The organism is Lactococcus petauri (genome assembly GCF_023499275.1).
GTDB lineage: Bacteria > Bacillota > Bacilli > Lactobacillales > Streptococcaceae > Lactococcus > Lactococcus petauri.
This window is the reverse complement of record NZ_CP094882.1, coordinates 757,680-775,791: the sequence shown is the minus strand read 5'-3', so window position 1 is coordinate 775,791 and position 18,112 is coordinate 757,680. Positions and strand designations below refer to the sequence as shown.

Below are 18,112 nucleotides of genomic sequence, written 5' to 3'. Positions count from 1 at the left end.
ATTATAAATTCTCTTTTGATTATTTGCCATTATTTTGATTTACAATCATCTGATTCTTAAAATAATCAGTATACCAACAACTGCAAAACTCAAAATCGGAATCGTCAAAATATCCACCAAAATAATGTCAAATAAACGATTGCGCCAGACATTTCGGGGTTTATGATGATTACGGAGCCAATAGATAAAACCGTACAAAAGACTGAGTAAACCTACAACTAAAAAAGAAATGAGTAAACCTTTAAGATAAAACTGTAAAACTAAATTAATCATTTGAACTTCCTATATCAATGGTTTTAACATGACGAGAGAGAAACTCACTCGTCCGCGGATTTTTAGGATGATGGAACACTTCCTCAGGGCTACCTTCTTCAATGATTTTACCCTTTTCAAGGAAGAGTACTTTTGTAGCAACATTATAGACAAAGTCCATCTCATGACTCACCAAAACCATTGTTTGTTTATTTTTAGCTGCATTGAGAATAGTGTCTTGCACCTCGCCAACAAGTTCCGGATCCAGCGCTGATGTCGGCTCATCAAGCAAGAGTAAAGTTGGCTGCATTGCCATCGCTCGTGCTATTCCTACACGCTGTTTTTGACCGCCGGATAAGAATTTTGGATAGTAATCCATACGATCTTCAAGACCGACTTTTCTTAAATTTTCCTCAGCAAGCTTCTGTGCTTCTGCTTTGGACATTTTCTTAACTTGAATTAAACCTTCCATCACATTTTGGAGGGCTGTACGACGTTCAAAGAGATTGAACTGCTGGAAGACCATTCCTGTTTTGCGACGAAGCTCAAGAATTTCTTGTTTACTGATATGTTCAAAGTCGACTTTAAAACTATCAATTTCTAACTGTCCACTGTCTGCTTCTTCCAGATAATTAATAGAGCGTAAAAATGTTGACTTACCGGCACCTGATGCACCAATAAGCGCAATGACATCACCTTCATTAATTTCCAGATTAAGATTGTCAAGAACAACATTACCTGCAAAAGATTTACTTAAATTTGAAATTTTTATCATTTGTTGGTCACCCCATTATCAAAAGGATTGCGTCCAAGTGAGATTTTCCGCGCTGCTTTAGGCATTTTGATTTCCAGTTTGCTTTCAATCTTACGAATCAAGATTTCCAGAACGATACAGATTGGCCAGTAAATTAAGGCCAGAGCCAAATAGGTTTCAAAAAGACGGAAGGTTGAACCACCGATAATTTGAGCTTGAGCGGTCATTTCGACTACACCAGCAACAAAAGCGAGTGAAGTTGATTTGAGTAAGCCAATCAAAGCATTCCCTAATGGCGCTGTTGCAACAGAAGCTGCTTCAGGTAAGGTTACACGCCAAAAAACTTGAAAATTTGTCATCCCCAGGGAGCGTGCTGCTTCGATTTGACCTTTATCTACTGATTGAATGGCTGAGCGGATTGTTTCTGAATTATAAGCGCCTTCGTTAAGGGCAAAAGCCACAATCACAAATAGCATAGCAGGAACCGAGTTAACTGTATAATTTGTTCCGTAATTCATATTGATTGCTTTAAGAATCAAGGGAATCCCTGTATAAGTTAAATAAAGTTGTACCAGAATTGGTGTCCCACGTGTAAAGGAAACAAACAAGGCACGTAACTGATCTAAAATAGGAATTTTATTTATTCTGACAAGTGCAAGGAGCAACCCCAAAATGAGACCAAAGAACATTGCGATAAGTGTCATCTGCAATGAAATAGGAATCATTTTAATGATTGGTACAAAGGCTGCTGTAAAGTCTTTCCAACTAAAAATTTTGGTGAAAAACATCGTCCAAAATTCGTCAAAACTATATTGCCCTTGCATGATCAAAAAGGGAAGCATAGGCAAAATAATCAACAGGAGCAAAACTCCCAAGCCTAAAATTATTTTTTTATTTTTATTCATTTTTATTCTCTTCATCAAAGAAAGCTGTCTGAACCCCTCACTCGTGCCACAAGCATTTGTGTGTGAGAGACTCAGGGACAGCTTTTACACTACTCCTACTATTATACAAGAAACTAAAAATTTTTTCTTGTCTGTGAAATATTTATTTAAACTTGCTTGCTTCAGGTACAAAATCTCCATCAAAGAATTTTTCTGAAAGTTTTTTCAAGGTACCATCTTTTTCAAGCTCCGCAAGTACTTTGTTGACTTTAGATTGAAGTTCTTTGCCAGCATCATCTTTTGCAAAGAGGAAATACTCATAACCGTCATGTTCAGGATCACCTGTTGAAGTATCGATATCTTGAATTTTCAAGCTGTCAAATCCTTGATCCTTAATACTTGATTGCAGAGAAATTTTATCATAAAGCATGAAATCAATCTTCCCAGATTCAATCTGGTTAAAGCGTGTATTGATAGATGTGCTATCTGAAGAGTAGCTGATATTTATTTTCTTATCTGGATGCGCATTGTTCCAATCATTGATAATCTTTGTATAGTTAGAAGCTGGATTACCGATTGTACTTTTACCTGCAAGATCTTCTAGGGTTTTATAATCACCGTCTTTCGTTAATACTGCATTATTCGATTTAGAAATTGGTGATGAAAAATTATATTTTTCTGCACGTTCTTTTGACCAACCAAAATCATTGGCTCCCATCTGATAACGACCACTGTCCAAACCTGGAACAATCCCAGAAAAGTCAACCGCTTGATACGTTACTTTATATTCAGGTAACTTATCAAAGACAGCACGTGCAACCTCAATGTCATATCCTGTTAAATTTCCTTGATTATCAGAATAGGTAAAGGGTTTAGTTGCTCCATCTGTAGCTACAACAATCTCCGTTTGCTTGGTTTTTGATTCTTCTTTACTTGATGAACCACCATTACTGCAAGCAGCTAAAGCTCCTGCGGCGATAAGCGAAACGAGCGCGAGTGAAAGCTTCAGTGACTTTTTCATAGTAATGTTCTCCTTAATTTTTTGATATTTAAAGTTTATCACGCTCCCTATTGGTTTGTCATATTATTTGTTTATCGAGGGGTTAAGATTTTTTTATACCGGAATTTTATTTATTTAATATCAGCAAACAAAAAAGTTATCCGTAAAAAAGGATAACTATTTCTCTTTATTTCCAGATTGGTTGCCATGTAATGCCAAATTTGTCAGTGATCCAGGCACATTTACGAATATCTCCTACAGCTTCCGGCCCCATCATCACGCTTCCTTGGTCTGCTAAAGCTACAAAGATTTCATCAAATTCAGCCTCGGTCGCACAGTCCAGAAGAAGGGAATTTGACCAATTTGGTGTTGGTGCTGCATATTCTTTTTGCATATCAAGAAAGAAAAGTTCTGTCCCTTTTATTTCCAAACTCCCATATAAAACAAGTTCTTCTTTCAGCTCAAAAAAAGCTGGACTTTCATGATAAAACTCCATCCGTATAATCTTTGTGTCTGGCAAAACTTGAGCATAAAAAGTCATCGCTTCCTTGGCCTTACCATTTAATGTAATAAAAGGGGTGAGTTTTGCTTTTACCATCGTTCTCCTTTGCTTAAAACAAACCAGTGATTTTCCCAGTTTCGTCAATATCCATATTTAAAGCCGCTGGTTTTTTAGGTAAGCCAGGCATAGTCATCACGTCACCCAACAAGGCCACGATAAATCCTGCTCCAATCTTTGGCACCAACTCACGCACGGTAACTTCAAAGCCTTCTGGTGCTGCCAGAAGTTTAGGATTATCAGAAAATGAATATTGTGTCTTCGCCATACAAACAGGCAACTTATCCCAACCATTCTCCTCAATTTCTTTTAATTGACGCGCTGCTTTTGCAGAAAAATTAACTTTCTTGCCACCATAAATTTGTGTCACAACTGTTGTAATCTTGCTCTCTACTGATGCTTCTAAATCATAAAGATAATGGAACTCTCTTGCTTCCTGCGTGAAAATACTTGTTAGTTTTTCGGCTAAATCAATTCCACCTGCACCGCCCTTTTCAAAGACTTGTGTCAAACTCACAGCAACACCTTCTGCTTCAACAAGTCGTGTTAACTCAGCTATTTCCGCCTCAGTATCACTGGCAAATTGATTAATGGCTACAACGATTGGCGCACCATAGCTCGCCATATTTTTAATATGACGTTTCAGATTTGCAAAGCCTTGGGTAACGGCTGCAACATTTTCGCCAGTTAGTTCCGTTTTAGCTACACCACCATGCATTTTCAACGCACGAAGAGTAGCAACAATTACAATAGCATCAGGGGTTTTTCCCAGTTGACGTGTTTTGATATCAAGGAATTTTTCGCCGCCTAAATCTGCTCCAAATCCAGCCTCTGTAATAGTTACATCTGCTAATTTTAAGGCTGTTTTTGTGGCTAAAACAGAGTTACAGCCGTGCGCAATATTGGCAAAAGGACCGCCATGTACTAATACGGGTGTCCCTTCAATAGTTTGGGCCAGATTTGGCTTAAGTGCATCTTTCAATAGGACTGTAATTGCACCTTCAATCTCTAAATCACCCACAGTGACCGGCTGACGATCATAAGTATAAGCCACAACAATACGTGAAAGACGTTCTTTCAAATCTGTCAATGAGGTAGCCAAACATAAAACAGCCATAATCTCACTGGCTACCGTGATATCAAAACCGTCCTCACGGGGCACACCATTAACTACACTGCCTAAGCCAGCAACGATATGACGAAGCTCGCGGTCATTCATATCTAAGACACGTTTCCAAACAACACGACGACTATCGATGTTTAGAGTATTTCCTTGGAAGATATGATTATCTAAAAGTGCTGCAATAGCATTATTCGCTGTTGTCATGGCATGGATATCGCCTGTGAAATGCAAGTTAATATCTTCCATCGGAAGAACTTGAGCATATCCTCCACCTGTTGCACCACCTTTTATCCCCATCACAGGGCCCAATGAAGGTTCACGTAGCGCCACCATTACCTTTTGGTTCAAGCGTGCAAAGGCATCTGCTAGTCCAACTGTCACCGTTGATTTTCCTTCACCAGCAGGAGTTGGGTTAATGGATGTAACCAAGACAAGTTTTCCCTCAGCATTATCCTCAAACTTTTTAAGGCTTTCGAGTGGTATTTTTGCTTTATATTTTCCGTAAAGTTCGATATCTTCAAAACTTAAACCAATTTTTTCAGCGACGTTTGTGATAGCTTCCATCTTGCATTCTTGTGCAATTTCGATATCTGTTTTCATCTTTTAAATAACTCCCTAATCTCCATAACTTTCTTATCATTTTAACAGAAACATCTGGAAATTTCCTTTGCAAATGCTAAATTTAATAATTTTACCCTTTCAATGTTCGGCTTTAACTTTTACTTTCTCCTAAACAATAAGTGTTTCAAGCCCTACACGCATCATATCAGTAAAGGTAGTTTGACGTTCTTCTGAACTTGTTGACTCTCCTGTCACTAGACTATCAGAGATGGTCATGATTCCTAATGTTTGGACATTATGTTTTGCACCCAAATAATAAAGAGCTGCTGCTTCCATCTCTACTGCTTTTACGCCCAATTTACCTATAGCCAGCGTATCAATATCACTGTAGAATAAGTCAGCCGAAAGAACATTTCCTACATGGGTTGGAATATTTAAGTTTTTCGCAATGTGATAGGCCTTATCTAACAAATCAAAATCAGCAATTTGCGGCAAATCAAACTGTGGCCAGTCATTTTTAATAATGCGTGAAGTTGTGGCAGCGCCTTGTGCCAAGACTAAATCTCGTACATGAACATCTTCATTTAGCGCACCTGCTGTGCCTACTCGGATCAATTTTTTCACGCCGTATTCGGTGATTAATTCATGTGCATAGATGGAGATTGATGGCATTCCCATGCCTGTTCCCATAACTGAGATACGGTGTCCTTTATAAGTCCCTGTATAGCCCAACATGCCTCGCACATTATTAAATTGTTGAGCATCCTCGAGAAAATTTTCAGCAATAAACTTGGCACGCAATGGATCGCCTGGCAAGAGGATTTTATCTGCAATTTGACCTTTTTTAGCTTCGATATGAACTGACATAGTTACTCCTTATGTTTAGGTTATTTTGGTGCCAGCTTTCTTCACTAAAAAAAGAAAACGCTAACACGTTTTCTCTTATTTTATCACATTTTCACTAAAACATTCTTAACAAGTGTTTTAAATGTTTCTTTCACACGTTCTGTTGTCTCAACAACTTCAGCGTGATTAAGTTCACTTTGCATTCCTGCAGCTAAGTTAGTAATGCATGAAATACCTAGAACACGCATTCCGGAATGAACAGCCACAATAACTTCAGGAACAGTTGACATACCTACGGCTGAAGCTCCCATCGTGCGAGCCATATGAATTTCTGCTGGTGTTTCGTAAGTAGGTCCGGTGAAGCCCATGTAGACCCCTTCTTGAACTTTAGCTGACATTTCTGCTGCTGTTTCCTTAACAAGCTCTTGATAGGCTTTGTCGTAGGCTTGTGACATATCTGGGAAACGTGGACCGATTTCATCGTCATTAGGACCAATCAATGGGTTTGTTCCCATGAAGTTGATATGATCGTTGATGATCATCAAGTCGCCAGGTGCGAAGTCTTTATTTACTCCACCTGCAGCATTGGTAACAATAATTGATGGTGTACCAAGAGCTGAGAACACACGTACAGGATAAGTCACAACTTCCATTGTATTTCCTTCATAGAAGTGGAAACGCCCTTGCATAGCAATAACTTTCTTACCAGATAAATCACCATAAACGAGTTGTCCAGCATGACCAACAACTGTTGAAACAGGGAAGTGAGGGATTGTTTCATATTTGATAATAACAGGATTTTCAATTTCTCCTGCTAATTCTCCCAAACCTGATCCTAAGATAAGAGCGACATCAATAGCGCCAATACCTTGATCTTTGAGGTATTTTGTCGTTTCGTCTAACTTCATTTTCAATTCCATTTTTGTGTTCCTTTAATTTTTATTTTTTCCAGCGCTTCAAGCCCTTTATTTGCATCGGGTAAAGTGTCTTGAGGAGCCATTTTTTAATTCCTGATATTTCCAGTTGTTCCAAGGCTTTACTTCCTAAAGCAATTGTTTCTTCCAAAGTAATATTGGGTTGTGTCCAAGAGCCATTCTGGTAGCAATATCTACAATATTCGGTAGCTGATTGGCCGTTTCTTTCCGTTCCAAAATCGACCGCTTGTGCTAAAGGCATACCGCAAGATTGACAAAAAACTTTTTTAGTCATGAATTAGACCAAGCTTTCAAGGAAGGACTCCCCGATTTCAGCCTTGTCAATATTAAAATTATCTGCAATAGTAGCAGAGATATCCGCGAAGTGGCCCAAAGGTAGAACTTTTGGTTCTTTCAATGAAGGTGAGAAGATAACAAGTGGAATATATTCACGTGTATGGTCTGTACCTACATAGCTTGGATCATTCCCGTGATCAGCTGTAATCATTAACAAGTCATCTTCATGCATGGCTTCAAGAATTTCAGGCAAACGTCCGTCAAAGTCTTCGATTGCTTGTCCATAACCTTCTACATCACGACGATGACCATATTTCGCATCGAAATCAACCAAGTTCGTAAAGCTAAAGCCTTCAACGAATTCTTCTTTACGCATTGCTTTGAGAAGACGATCGACACCATCCATATCGTTTTTATTATGTCCCATATCATATTTCACACCAACTGTGTTGAAAATATCAGAGATTTTACCTACTGAGTATGTGTCTACGCCAGCATTATAAAGTTTTTCTAACACTGTTTCATCAAATGGGCTCAAGGCATAATCACGACGGCCATCAGTACGTGTAAAGTCCCCTGGTGTACCCACATAAGGACGAGCAATTATACGACCAATCATAATACCAGAACCTTCCAGTGTGATTGAACGCACGTATTCGCAAATTTTGTACAATTCTTCACGAGAAATAATATCTTCGTGTGCCGCAATTTGTAACACAGGATCAGCTGAAGTATAAATAATCAACTCGCCTGTTTCCATTTGACGTGGTCCAAAATCATCGATAACAGCTGTTCCAGAATAAGGTTTGTTGGCTTCACGAATGACTTTACGGCCCGAAAACTCTTCAATTTTTTGAAGGAGATCTTCAGGATATCCTTCCGGATATGTTGGGAAAGGAGTTTGAATATTCAAGCCCATGATTTCCCAGTGCCCTGTCATTGTGTCTTTACCTTTAGAAACTTCTTGTAACTTGGTCACATAAGCTTTAGGCTGCTCAGCAGCTGGAATAGTTTTGAGGGCTGTATCGCGTGGGATATTGCCCCAGCCCATTTCTTGAAGATGAGGAACATTTAGACCACGGATTTCTGAGATGTGACCAATTGTATCCGAATTCACATCATTTACTGCTTCGTGTGTTTCTACATCGTGGTTGAAAAACTTATCTGCATCTGGTGCAGCACCGATTCCAACGGAATCCATAACTACGAGGTGAACACGATTAAATTTCTTAGGCATATTATTTTCTCCTTACTTAGTGAACTTCTATATTATCATTATAAACTATTTAGTGATGAATAGGTTTCCAGAGCTAAACCTTCATGCAGAAAAACTTTTCTCGTTCGGAAGTTGCCCTTTGATGAGAAAAACGAAAACTGCTAAAGCCGCAATGGCTACACATGCAATCATGAGAAGAACCTCACTATAATGTCCTTTGACGGTTGCCGCAAAAACATGAAGATTTACACCATCAATAAAACGTGAAGAATAAGTAAACCCGATTGACATTGCAATATTGATGCAAAGATTGTAGAAACCAATTGCTGTTCCTTTATTTTCTTCTGGCATTTTTTCCAAACTTGTGTGCATAAGTGGTGCATACATCATGGCAAAAGCACATGAACTTAAAATAAGTAAGCCTGTAAAAAGGAAAACTGAGGCTCCCATGAACAATGCAGCAAGCACAATTGTCACCACAATAGTCACCATTGAAACAATAACGGCTTTAAATGAATTAAGTTTGGAAGCAATTGCTCCTGAAAGACTACCTACAATCGCAGCTGCTAAACATGCAGGAATAAACATCAAAGATACACTATCTAATTGCATTTGATACACATTTGTAAGCAAAAATGAAAATGTATTCAAGGTAAAGGCAGCTTGTGTCGAGTAGATCAAAAGTGCAGCAATCAAAGTAAAGACAAACAATTTGTTTTTGAAGAAGTCAATCGTAATAAAAGCATTTTTCTTTTTCGAAATATAAAGTAAGAAAACAATTGTTGCCAAAATAAAACCAATCAAAACAAGCCACGAGAAGTTGGTCAGGTAAACCATTGCAGTAACAGCAACAGCTGCAACAAGCATAATTCCCATCACATCAATATATTTTTTCTCACCAGATTCTTTGGGAAGATATTTTAAAAGGAAGGGGATAACCAATAAAGAAAGTAACGGCACAAGGAAAAGCGTTTGCCAAGCCAAATGCGTAGTGATAAATCCTCCAGTCAAAGTGCCAATAACTGTCGCAATTTGAAAACTAGACGTTGAAAAGCCATAATATTTTTTTTGCTTATCTGGTGCAACATAGCGGGCTACAAAAATAAGATAGAGGGTTTCAGTAGCACCCAATCCAGCTGCCTGAATGACACGCGCAAAAACAACCAACCAGTAATTATCATGAACCAGGTAACCCATAAAGGAACCTGCAGAAATCAAAAGAATACCAAAAATAAGTAATGAACGAATACTAATACTGTCAGAAAGGGATGCATAGACGACTGCTCCCATTCCTATAACTAATCCGGCCAAGGTCACTTGCCAAGCTACTGTACTCGCAGAAACATGGAAATATTCAACCAGTTTAGGGGAAATTATTTTAAAAGAATTATCAATGACCAAAGAAAAAATCATCAATAAAAGGATGACAGGAACAGCTTTGCCCACCTGTACTTCTTGTGTTGTATTTTGCTGACTTGTAGAGAGTTGTGCTTCCACAGTTAGTCCTCCGATATGATATATTTAAGCGTTTCATGAAAACGCTATCTTTAAAGAATATAATTATTATATCTTAAACATTTCTGAAAATGTATTCGCTTTCTCATGAAATATCTTGAAAAACTTTACAAAAAAAAAAGACAAGTTACTAACTTGTCTTCTTTTATCTGATTGTACCTTTTGCGCGATAGATCGTAAACATATCCACCATAATACGACAAATTACTTCTAAAGGTAAAATACTTCCAGCATCTCCATAGAGTTCTTCTTTCTCTAATTTACTTTGATAAGCAAGTAGATAGTAGTCACTCATTTGGGCCAATTGGCTTCGGTAGTTACTTGTCAGAACTATTACTTTTGCACCCTTCTTCTTTGCTTTTTTAGCTGCAGAAACAATGATTTTCTCCTCACCTGTTGAAGAAACGATAAGCATCATATCTTCTGAAGTCAGTTTTTCAGCATACATTTCCATATCATCATAGTAACGACTGATTGCATTTTTCCCTAGCGTTTGAAATCGATGAATCATATCATCCGCTACAGCTTCACTTGCGCCACGCGCTACTGTCATGATCATCTTCGTTTCCACTAAAGCTTTCGAAATAGCTTCCAAGTCGGCAGGGTTAAGTAAACCAATCGTCCGTGAAACTTCAATCAAGTTCTTAAAAACATATTGATTAGCCTCGTCAGACAAACCAACTATCTTGTTTTCTTCCGCATTAGCTCCATTTTTATTTCTTTTGAGAGAATTTTTGAAATCGGCAAAGCCATCAAATCCTCTTTTTTTGAGAGTTCGCACAATTGTGGCTGTACTCACATGTGCTTCTTCAGCAATTTGAGTAATTGACATCAATTGAACTTTTGACTTGTTTTCTTCCAAAAATTCCCAAGTATACATTTCCGCATCTGATAATTTTTCCATAGTTACTCAATTATATCATATCCAAGAAGGAAGAAGATACAAAAAAGCGCTCTTCATGAGCGCAATTGTCTGGTGTTATTCTGCTAATGATTTTAATTTTGAATTTTTAAAGACATCAATAGTATAAATTTTATTGAGGACTTTACATAAACCAAATGCAAGGTTGAAATCGACAAAGCTATGAACAATTCCACCGAAGAAGACAAGCATAAGCAAGCTATTTAAGGCTTGAGGGTTAAGATCTGCAAAACCAATACGATAAAAGGCTAAAACAACCAAGGCCTCCAATCCTGCGTGGAAAACTCCCAAAATCAGGTTAAAAACTTGTAGTTTAACTTTTTTGTCAACTAAATCTGGATTCTTCTTCAAGAACCAAGCACCAGCAGTCATTACTACAATATGAGTTGCCGCTCGCATCCAGATAAGGGGAACTGGGACACTAATAAAGAAACCAAGTGTGGTCCCAACAGCTACAAGCGCTGCTAAATAAGGGCTAAAGAACATAGCGGCCATAACTGGCACGTGTGAAGCAAGAGTAAATGATGCGGGGCCAATTACGATTTTTGCCGGCATAATCATCGGAATTAAAATCCCTAAAGCCGTAAGAAGAGCACCAATCACCAAGTTCCTGATTCTTTTTCTACTATCAGAGTTCACTTTTATAATACCAACCTTTCTATGTTCACTATTTTACAATATTTCCCAGCGAATAAAATTACAATTTGGTTACATTTCCTGTTTTTTTACGTATATTAGGGAAGAGTTCAGTTTTCTATACACTTTAAAAGAAAAAAGTCTGAATAAATTCAGACTCTCTTGTTATTCTTTAAGAGCTAGGCGTTCTTTAATCTGCTTAACTTGCAGTTTTGTGAATTCCTCTGGGCTGTTCTTTTGTAGTTCCATCATTGCTTTTGCTTGCGCAGGATTTGCTTTCAGTGCTGCTTCTTGCTGAGCTTGCATCGCTGGTACTTCTTGTTGAAGTTTTTTAGCTTCATCTTGGGTCAAGACGAGCCACGTATCCTTAGGCACGTAAGCACGCGCGTGTTGAGAAACAAGCTTTCCTTCTTCTCCGCCAATACCGAAAAGGAACTTCATAAAGTTGTCTTTAAATTTCCATTTGACTGTTGTTGTAACAACTTTGGCTTCAGACTCAGACGTCAGCTTGTAGTCTGCCGTTTTTTTCAAAGTTTCAACCATATGTTTTTGATCCGGTTGGAAATGAACTTCAGGCTCCTTATCTTCTTTGTTTGTACGGTAGACTAAAGCATAATTATTGGTGTCTTGACCGATTTCTGCTTTTAAAAGCATCCCAAAGGCAGCATTAGTATCTCCTGCTGTGTAAATTTTCTTCGTTTCAGTAGAAGTTACTTTCTCCATACCCCAGTTATCTTTAATGTGTATTGTCAAAGCCATAACTGATGCTGTGAGTAGGACTAATGATAAACCACCAACAAGACCACGCCAAAATATTTTATCAATGTGGATAAAGCCGTAGAAGGTTAAAAGTGTAAATAAAACAATAAGTATGATAATCATTATTTCTCACCTCCTACTTCTTTTTTGTTTTTAACAATATGCCCTTGAAGGAAAAATGAAAGCACGAGCCCAAGGATAGCAAAGGCTAACCCTATAGCGAAAGAGGCGTGATAGCCTTTAAGCATGGCATCTAACATATCTCCTGCAAAAGCAAGTGGGTTGGACTCTTTCAAGCTTGCTGCAGGTTGTGAATTGGTAATAATATTTTGCGTAACAGAGCTTAAGAGCGCCACAACAACAGCTGAAGCAACTTGACGTGCTGTACTATTTGCTGCAGTACCATGTGCTGATTGTTCGCGTGGTAAAGCGTTCATGGCTGATGCAGTTAGAGGCATCATTACCATCGCAATACCAAACATACGCAAACCATAGAGCACAGTAATAAAGTGTTCTGGTGTTGTTGTTGTCAAAAACATAAATGGAATTGTACCAATGGCCAAAATGGTAAAACCAACACGCGCCAAGCGTTTCGCACCTACTTTATCATAGGCAGCACCCGCAAGTGGACTCACGATCCCCATCATCAAGGCACCAGGTAAGAGTGTCAAACCTGAACTCAATGGTGAAAGACCGTGGACTTGTTGCATATACAAAGGCAACATCATTTCAACACCCATCATAGCCATCATTGAAAGTGCCATAACAACGGTTGTCAAAGCAAATTGTTTATTTTTAAATACGGAAACGTTTAAGAAAGGTGTTTCCATATGCAATTGACGACGGACAAAGAGAGCAATGATTGCTACCCCCGCAACGATAGGTAGGATAACCGTTTGAAGATCACCCCAGCCATCGCTAGCTACATTTGTAAAGCCCCATAAAAAGAGCCCAAAACCAAGAACTGATTCGACTAATGACATAAAATCTAGCTTCATGTCACGATTAGGCACAATGTCACGCATAAAAATAAGCATCAATACCCAACAAATGGCAATAACAACCATTGGAATCAAGAAGATTGTGCGCCATGATTGTTCCAGAGTGAATCCTAAAATGACATGATCTTTATCTAGAATCCATCCTGCATAAGTAGGGCCAATTGCTGGTGCAAGACCTATAACAAGTCCCATAGCACCCATAACAGCACCCATTTGTTTTGGTGAGAACATATTGACCATAACAACCTGCATCAAGGGCATCGAAATACCAACGGCAATAGCTTGCATGATACGAGCTCCTAAAAAGACGCTCCATGTCGAAGTTGGTGCCGAATAGGCGACAAACATTCCAGCCAATAAAATTGCATAAGAAATCAAATATAACCAGCGTGTTGGGAATTTTGTTGTTAAATAGGCCGATACAGGGATCATAATTCCGTTTGCCAACAAGAACCATGTTGTGGCTTGTTGCCCCGTAGCTAAAGAGATATTAAAATCATTCATCAATGTGGGCATTGCTGTACCCAATGAGGTTTGCATGAGCATCCCTCCAAAAGTAGCAATCAAAATAAGTGCAAGAACAATTCCTCGATTAAATGGTTTCCCATGAATATCGAGTGGCTGATCTTTTGTTAATTCTTCAGTCATACTTTTTCGTTTTCCTCCTCAAATATTTCCATTGCTAAATCAAAAAATAGTTGGACATTTTCGACAAAACTTTTGGTGCGTTCTTCGCCCATTCGTTCAAGGATTTTCACAATACGGCTCACAGCTTCTTTTCTTGATTGCTCCGCTTCTTCACGACCTTTAGCCGTGATAGCCACTAAAATTTTACGACGGTCCGTACGAGAGATCTCACGTGTAACAAGTCCTTTCTCCTCAAGATTATTAAGAATTGTTGCTACTCGCGCTGTACTCATATTGGTTTGCTTCGCAATGTCACTAGGTAAAATTGGTGAGCCAGTATTTTTATAGAGGCCAACCAAAACGAGTTTTTCACCATGCGCATACTTACTAAAACGGCTCATAACTTCAGTTTTACTGCGACTCTTCACACAAGATAAAAAAGTTTCTGCTGCTTGATTGTAATCCATATCTTCCATTCCTAACACTATTAATTATCTAACACTGTTAGTATTATATTCTCTTTATTATCAATTGTCAAAAATTTACTACGATAAAGAAAGCTTAATCCCTCAAGGTTATCCCTCTTTTTTATTTGGGAATATTAGTGAAAAAGTTTTCATATAAAAAGAGACCTCCTAATAGTGGTCTACTTTAATGGCCATTTTTTTCGATAATACTAGTGCAGAGCAAGGAGATAAAAAATAGTTTTTTGAAAATCTCCAACTCTTTTTATGGAATGTATGTATTATAAGTCTTGTATCTTAAGGTAAACTGAATAAAAAAGGTTAAATTTTAGCTTTGCAATATGCAGTTTGGGCACAAAAAATCATAATCATAAAAAAAACATTATTAACTGGAGGAGACTTATTGATATTTTAAACATAGTTTTTTTAACGTTTATTTTTATTGGTGTTTCCATAAACTAAGGATTTAATTTCATTGGTTTTATGATAAAATATAAATATTGGAAAATTTTAATTTTACAGGAGTGAATAAGAAAAATGAGGATGCAACACATAGATAGCGCAATAAAAAGAATACTTTTCTTCTTATTATTTTTACTTTCGTTTTATTGGCTTTTTTGGTCTGTAAGGTACATCTTTTCGGATGTTCTTCCGAGTATGAGTCACACATTCTTTTTATCACTACTTGTTTTGGGAATTGTTTCGGGAATCATCTTTTATAAATCTCTAAAACCCTTGGTTATCAAGCTCTTCAAACTCCTTTATACTTATCGTTATTTTGTTATCGGAATACTTTTCATAGGTCAGATTGTGATATCTGTATTTGCCCAATGCCTTCCCAACGGAGATGCTTCTATTCTATATAAGGTAGCAACCGCTCCACCAACACACAGTGGTTCATCCATTAGGTACTTCTCCTTATTTCCGAATAACTTTCTCATTTTTATCACCTTTAAAATCTTGAACGGCATTGTTACAGCCCCGCACCTTATTTTAACTGTGTCAATTTTAAATGCTCTACTTATTGATGGCGGTATTTTATTGCTGACGGGTCTGGCTGATCATCTGAAGGGGGAAAAATTAGCTCGAATTGTCTTTTTAGAAAGCCTATTTCTATTTGGGTTACAACCACATTTTTTATCTTTCTATAGCGATCCAGCTACCTTCTTCCTAATGGCTCTGCTGTGTTATTTAGTGATTATAAATTTAGATAAAGCTGGGATTTTTAGATGGTTTGCTATTGGCCTTCTTTTTAGTATTGCCTACAAAATTAGAGTGCCCATTTTTATTTACCTTATCGCCTTAATCCTCCTGATTATCTATAGGTTGATTTTCGACAAGAAACAAGTAAACCTTAAGCGCCTGTTCATCCGGAGCTTACTCCTTCTTTTAGGGATGCTCACAATGACTTTCGCTATTAATTTTTATGCGGAAAATCAAAAGTTTGTAGAATATGATGGAAAATACACTATGAGTCCCTGGTTTTTTGTAGACTTAGGCTTGACTGCTACAGGAGCAGATCATGCAGCAGTCAGTCAGGATGTTAAGTTTTTGGACGCTAAGGGTCAATTTAAACCAAGATCTGAACTGGAACCTCAACTTAAAGAGGATGTAAAAAAAAGATTCTCACGATTTGGTACTTGGGGTCTTATCAAGCACCAAAGTACTAAATTTAAAATTTTTACACAAGATGGTAGTCTAGGTTGGACTGCAGAAAATGTTTTAAAAGAACAAAATATTGTTAAAACCAAATTTACAAACTCTAAATTTGGTCAAAAGATAAGATCAGTAATCTATGTTGGAAATCCTCACTATGGTAATTACGCCCTATACCTTCAAATCGCTTGGTCTATAATAATTTTGGGACTGGTTGCTTATTTTAAAAAATTTAGGCAGACCTCTAATTTTGAATTCTACCTGCAGATTGTATTATTTGGTGTCATCCTATACTTATCAATCTTCGAAGCTGGTAGAAGTCGCTATTTAATACAATTCCTTCCAGCGATTATTATGTTATCATCAATTGGATACTTAAATTATTTTAACAATCGTCAAAACAAATAAAATCAAAAAAGCTCTCAGTTTTATAGCTGAGAGCTTTTTTTAATTATTAAACGTCAATAGTAGATTGTTCCTTTTGTAGTATATCATCGTATAAAAGGCCTGAAAGTCCTTTACAAATCAGTATTTTTCAAGTATTCATAAAGTATAAAAAATGATAAAAAAATACAGTTTTATATGATTTCTGCCCCTTTTTTGCCCCTTAAATTAAAGTCCCCACAGAGTGTAGGGGATAAATTGAAATAACCAATTGTGTACTTAGAGTATAACAAAAAAGCCCTATTGTCATAGAGATCTACCTATTAAGAACAGAAACTTATTATAGCATAATCTTTATTTTTCACGGTTCGGAAAAAATGATCTAATCAAAACAGTTATTAAAATAATGACCAATATAATCCGGCTTACAGATTTATATTCTGTAAAATACTGAAGAAATATTGCTAATACAATAAACAAAGTCGCAAGTAATTTATAAATAAATTCAAATCTTTTCATATGGTTCTTGCTGGATTCGAACCAGCGCTAACTCCGTTATGAGCGGAGGACTTTAACCAGCTAAGTTAAAGAACCAAATCTCCCTTGATTCTGAACTAGGGAGTAATGTCAGACGTATGTAATCTGGTAAATGGTCTGTGTCCGACATGTTTATTATAGCACATTAAAACGCCTACATAAAGCAGGCGCTTTAGATGAATACCCTTTTATGGGCAAAGTGTTTTTGTTGAATTTATTTTATATCGTTAATCTTGATATCATTCCTTGCCATTATAGTTTTAATTACTTCTATCCCAATCTCCGATAAAAAACTATTTTTATTTTGAGAGGCAAATTCCTCTTCGCTAGATTTATAAAGCGAAACTAACGTTGGAATTAGATAGAAATAAATATAGATAGGCATGCTAATCTCTATTTCTACACTTTCCATCATAGGTTGAATAGTAGATAATTTGGCAACATTTATTTGAAGTTCTTTCGGATTACTCAACTTTTCTAAATAAAAACTAGCATAACCTTCATATGTTTGTAAAGATAAACGAACCGATGTCAAAGGATAACCATTCGTTAAAAATGCCTTGGCAATTATTAAATCTGCAATTTGTTCACTTTGACCTTCAAATTTGTTTTCCTCACTTATTACAGTACCCGTAAAACCAGTGATGCTATCTAAACAAATCTCATCATTCAATTCAGCTTCGTTCTTTATATACTTATAGAATAACCATTGAAATAAATCAGAGTCAGCTTGAAATCTGGCTGGAATCGGATCAATATAGTCAACTCCAATTAATTTTTCTACACGTTTTAATTCATAAAAATTAAATGTTGAGATAATACAATATACTTCTCCATCTGATTCTATAAATATAGTATCGACCTTCGATATATTAAGACGCTCTCTCTTAGGCAACAATTCACCAGTTACTTTATTCTTAACTAAACGGGTTCCTGATTCTATTGATGCAGTAGCTACAATAAATCGCATTGAAACCCGATCACTAAAGCTTATATTTTCAATACTCGAAAAATTATCCCATTTATATAAATAATTTTTTTCATCATGTTCTACTTCCTCTGGTATATTCTTTACTGCCGTCAACGGCTGCCAGAAATTATGATGATCATTTACAATACGTTCCAGAACTTCTTCTAAATCAGAAAATTCATTAGATAATTTTAACAAAGTATAACGCTGATTTTTAGTTAATTGATTTGACACT

Annotated in this window: 18 protein-coding genes and 1 tRNA gene; 1 reads left to right on the top strand and 18 read right to left on the bottom strand. The window is 37.0% G+C overall.

What is annotated here, in order from left to right:
- Window positions 1-45: 45 nt before the first annotated feature.
- The 16 genes from lgb_RS03890 to lgb_RS03815 form a co-directional block, all read right to left on the bottom strand.
- Window positions 46-273, bottom strand: coding sequence for a DUF4059 family protein (locus lgb_RS03890; RefSeq protein ID WP_004258121.1), 228 nt, complete (start codon window positions 271-273; stop codon window positions 46-48).
- Window positions 266-1,027 (bottom strand): amino acid ABC transporter ATP-binding protein, encoded by a 762-nt coding sequence (locus tag lgb_RS03885; RefSeq protein WP_019293157.1) that lies wholly within the window; start codon window positions 1,025-1,027, stop codon window positions 266-268. The genes lgb_RS03890 and lgb_RS03885 overlap by 8 nt, the downstream gene beginning before the upstream one ends.
- Window positions 1,024-1,911: an amino acid ABC transporter permease gene (locus lgb_RS03880; RefSeq protein ID WP_004258125.1), complete on the bottom strand. Its 888-nt coding sequence runs from the start codon at window positions 1,909-1,911 to the stop codon at window positions 1,024-1,026. Before lgb_RS03880 ends, lgb_RS03885 begins: the two co-directional genes overlap by 4 nt.
- A 142-nt stretch (window positions 1,912-2,053) precedes the next feature.
- Window positions 2,054-2,911 carry an amino acid ABC transporter substrate-binding protein gene (locus lgb_RS03875; RefSeq protein ID WP_019292120.1) on the bottom strand — a complete coding sequence of 286 codons (858 nt, stop codon included), beginning with the start codon at window positions 2,909-2,911 and terminating at the stop codon, window positions 2,054-2,056.
- A gap of 166 nt (window positions 2,912-3,077) precedes the next feature.
- Window positions 3,078-3,488 carry a VOC family protein gene (locus tag lgb_RS03870; RefSeq protein ID WP_019293158.1) on the bottom strand — a complete coding sequence of 137 codons (411 nt, stop codon included), beginning with the start codon at window positions 3,486-3,488 and terminating at the stop codon, window positions 3,078-3,080.
- Between the two features lie 13 nt (window positions 3,489-3,501).
- Window positions 3,502-5,172 carry a formate--tetrahydrofolate ligase gene (locus tag lgb_RS03865; protein WP_019293159.1) on the bottom strand — a complete coding sequence of 557 codons (1,671 nt, stop codon included), beginning with the start codon at window positions 5,170-5,172 and terminating at the stop codon, window positions 3,502-3,504.
- Between the two features lie 129 nt (window positions 5,173-5,301).
- Entirely contained in the window at window positions 5,302-6,000 is a 699-nt protein-coding gene (gene deoD, locus lgb_RS03860) for a purine-nucleoside phosphorylase (protein ID WP_019292123.1), read from the bottom strand.
- 83 nt (window positions 6,001-6,083) lie between these two features.
- Complete coding sequence (locus lgb_RS03855; protein WP_019293160.1) at window positions 6,084-6,899, bottom strand: purine-nucleoside phosphorylase; 816 nt, start codon at window positions 6,897-6,899, stop codon at window positions 6,084-6,086.
- 19 nt (window positions 6,900-6,918) lie between these two features.
- Window positions 6,919-7,188 (bottom strand): zinc ribbon domain-containing protein, encoded by a 270-nt coding sequence (locus lgb_RS03850; protein ID WP_019293161.1) that lies wholly within the window; start codon window positions 7,186-7,188, stop codon window positions 6,919-6,921.
- A gap of 3 nt (window positions 7,189-7,191) precedes the next feature.
- Window positions 7,192-8,427: a phosphopentomutase gene (locus tag lgb_RS03845; protein ID WP_019293162.1), complete on the bottom strand. Its 1,236-nt coding sequence runs from the start codon at window positions 8,425-8,427 to the stop codon at window positions 7,192-7,194.
- Window positions 8,428-8,508: 81 nt separating this feature from the next.
- The gene (locus lgb_RS03840; protein ID WP_019293163.1) at window positions 8,509-9,903 is read right to left on the bottom strand and encodes an MFS transporter; all 1,395 of its coding nucleotides are present in this window, start codon (window positions 9,901-9,903) and stop codon (window positions 8,509-8,511) included.
- Window positions 9,904-10,066: 163 nt separating this feature from the next.
- On the bottom strand, window positions 10,067-10,825 hold the full coding sequence (locus lgb_RS03835) for a MurR/RpiR family transcriptional regulator (protein ID WP_019292127.1): 759 nt from the start codon (window positions 10,823-10,825) through the stop codon (window positions 10,067-10,069).
- Window positions 10,826-10,900: 75 nt separating this feature from the next.
- On the bottom strand, window positions 10,901-11,482 hold the full coding sequence (locus tag lgb_RS03830; RefSeq protein WP_004258153.1) for a hypothetical protein: 582 nt from the start codon (window positions 11,480-11,482) through the stop codon (window positions 10,901-10,903).
- A 162-nt stretch (window positions 11,483-11,644) separates the two neighbouring features.
- A complete protein-coding gene (locus tag lgb_RS03825; protein WP_019293164.1) occupies window positions 11,645-12,361 on the bottom strand; it encodes a DUF4811 domain-containing protein in 717 nt (238 codons plus the stop codon).
- Window positions 12,361-13,887, bottom strand: coding sequence for an MDR family MFS transporter (locus tag lgb_RS03820; protein ID WP_019292130.1), 1,527 nt, complete (start codon window positions 13,885-13,887; stop codon window positions 12,361-12,363). Before lgb_RS03820 ends, lgb_RS03825 begins: the two co-directional genes overlap by 1 nt.
- Window positions 13,884-14,333, bottom strand: a complete 450-nt coding sequence (locus tag lgb_RS03815) for a MarR family winged helix-turn-helix transcriptional regulator (RefSeq protein WP_029343317.1) — start codon at window positions 14,331-14,333, stop codon at window positions 13,884-13,886. Before lgb_RS03815 ends, lgb_RS03820 begins: the two co-directional genes overlap by 4 nt.
- A gap of 534 nt (window positions 14,334-14,867) precedes the next feature.
- Between lgb_RS03815 and lgb_RS03810 the strand changes: the two genes are divergently transcribed.
- Window positions 14,868-16,394 (top strand): glycosyltransferase family protein, encoded by a 1,527-nt coding sequence (locus tag lgb_RS03810; RefSeq protein ID WP_019293167.1) that lies wholly within the window; start codon window positions 14,868-14,870, stop codon window positions 16,392-16,394.
- 496 nt (window positions 16,395-16,890) lie between these two features.
- On the opposite strand, the gene lgb_RS03805 is transcribed toward lgb_RS03810, so the two are convergent.
- Together lgb_RS03805 and lgb_RS03800 are read right to left on the bottom strand one after the other, a co-directional pair.
- Window positions 16,891-16,964, bottom strand: a tRNA-Ile gene (locus lgb_RS03805).
- Between the two features lie 157 nt (window positions 16,965-17,121).
- Window positions 17,122-18,111, bottom strand: a complete 990-nt coding sequence (locus tag lgb_RS03800; RefSeq protein WP_249663289.1) for a hypothetical protein — start codon at window positions 18,109-18,111, stop codon at window positions 17,122-17,124.
- Window position 18,112: the final 1 nt, after the last annotated feature.

Bases quoted from the DNA above. Each gene is read 5' to 3' on its own strand.
- lgb_RS03890 (WP_004258121.1), bottom strand. From the start codon at position 273: ATGATTAATTTAGTTTTACAGTTTTATCTTAAAGGTTTACTCATTTCT.
- lgb_RS03885 (WP_019293157.1), bottom strand. From the start codon at position 1,027: ATGATAAAAATTTCAAATTTAAGTAAATCTTTTGCAGGTAATGTTGTT.
- lgb_RS03880 (WP_004258125.1), bottom strand. From the start codon at position 1,911: ATGAATAAAAATAAAAAAATAATTTTAGGCTTGGGAGTTTTGCTCCTG.
- lgb_RS03875 (WP_019292120.1), bottom strand. From the start codon at position 2,911: ATGAAAAAGTCACTGAAGCTTTCACTCGCGCTCGTTTCGCTTATCGCC.
- lgb_RS03870 (WP_019293158.1), bottom strand. From the start codon at position 3,488: ATGGTAAAAGCAAAACTCACCCCTTTTATTACATTAAATGGTAAGGCC.
- lgb_RS03865 (WP_019293159.1), bottom strand. From the start codon at position 5,172: ATGAAAACAGATATCGAAATTGCACAAGAATGCAAGATGGAAGCTATC.
- deoD (WP_019292123.1), bottom strand. From the start codon at position 6,000: ATGTCAGTTCATATCGAAGCTAAAAAAGGTCAAATTGCAGATAAAATC.
- lgb_RS03855 (WP_019293160.1), bottom strand. From the start codon at position 6,899: ATGGAATTGAAAATGAAGTTAGACGAAACGACAAAATACCTCAAAGAT.
- lgb_RS03850 (WP_019293161.1), bottom strand. From the start codon at position 7,188: ATGACTAAAAAAGTTTTTTGTCAATCTTGCGGTATGCCTTTAGCACAA.
- lgb_RS03845 (WP_019293162.1), bottom strand. From the start codon at position 8,427: ATGCCTAAGAAATTTAATCGTGTTCACCTCGTAGTTATGGATTCCGTT.
- lgb_RS03835 (WP_019292127.1), bottom strand. From the start codon at position 10,825: ATGGAAAAATTATCAGATGCGGAAATGTATACTTGGGAATTTTTGGAA.
- lgb_RS03825 (WP_019293164.1), bottom strand. From the start codon at position 12,361: ATGATTATCATACTTATTGTTTTATTTACACTTTTAACCTTCTACGGC.
- lgb_RS03820 (WP_019292130.1), bottom strand. From the start codon at position 13,887: ATGACTGAAGAATTAACAAAAGATCAGCCACTCGATATTCATGGGAAA.
- lgb_RS03815 (WP_029343317.1), bottom strand. From the start codon at position 14,333: ATGGATTACAATCAAGCAGCAGAAACTTTTTTATCTTGTGTGAAGAGT.
- lgb_RS03810 (WP_019293167.1), top strand. From the start codon at position 14,868: ATGAGGATGCAACACATAGATAGCGCAATAAAAAGAATACTTTTCTTC.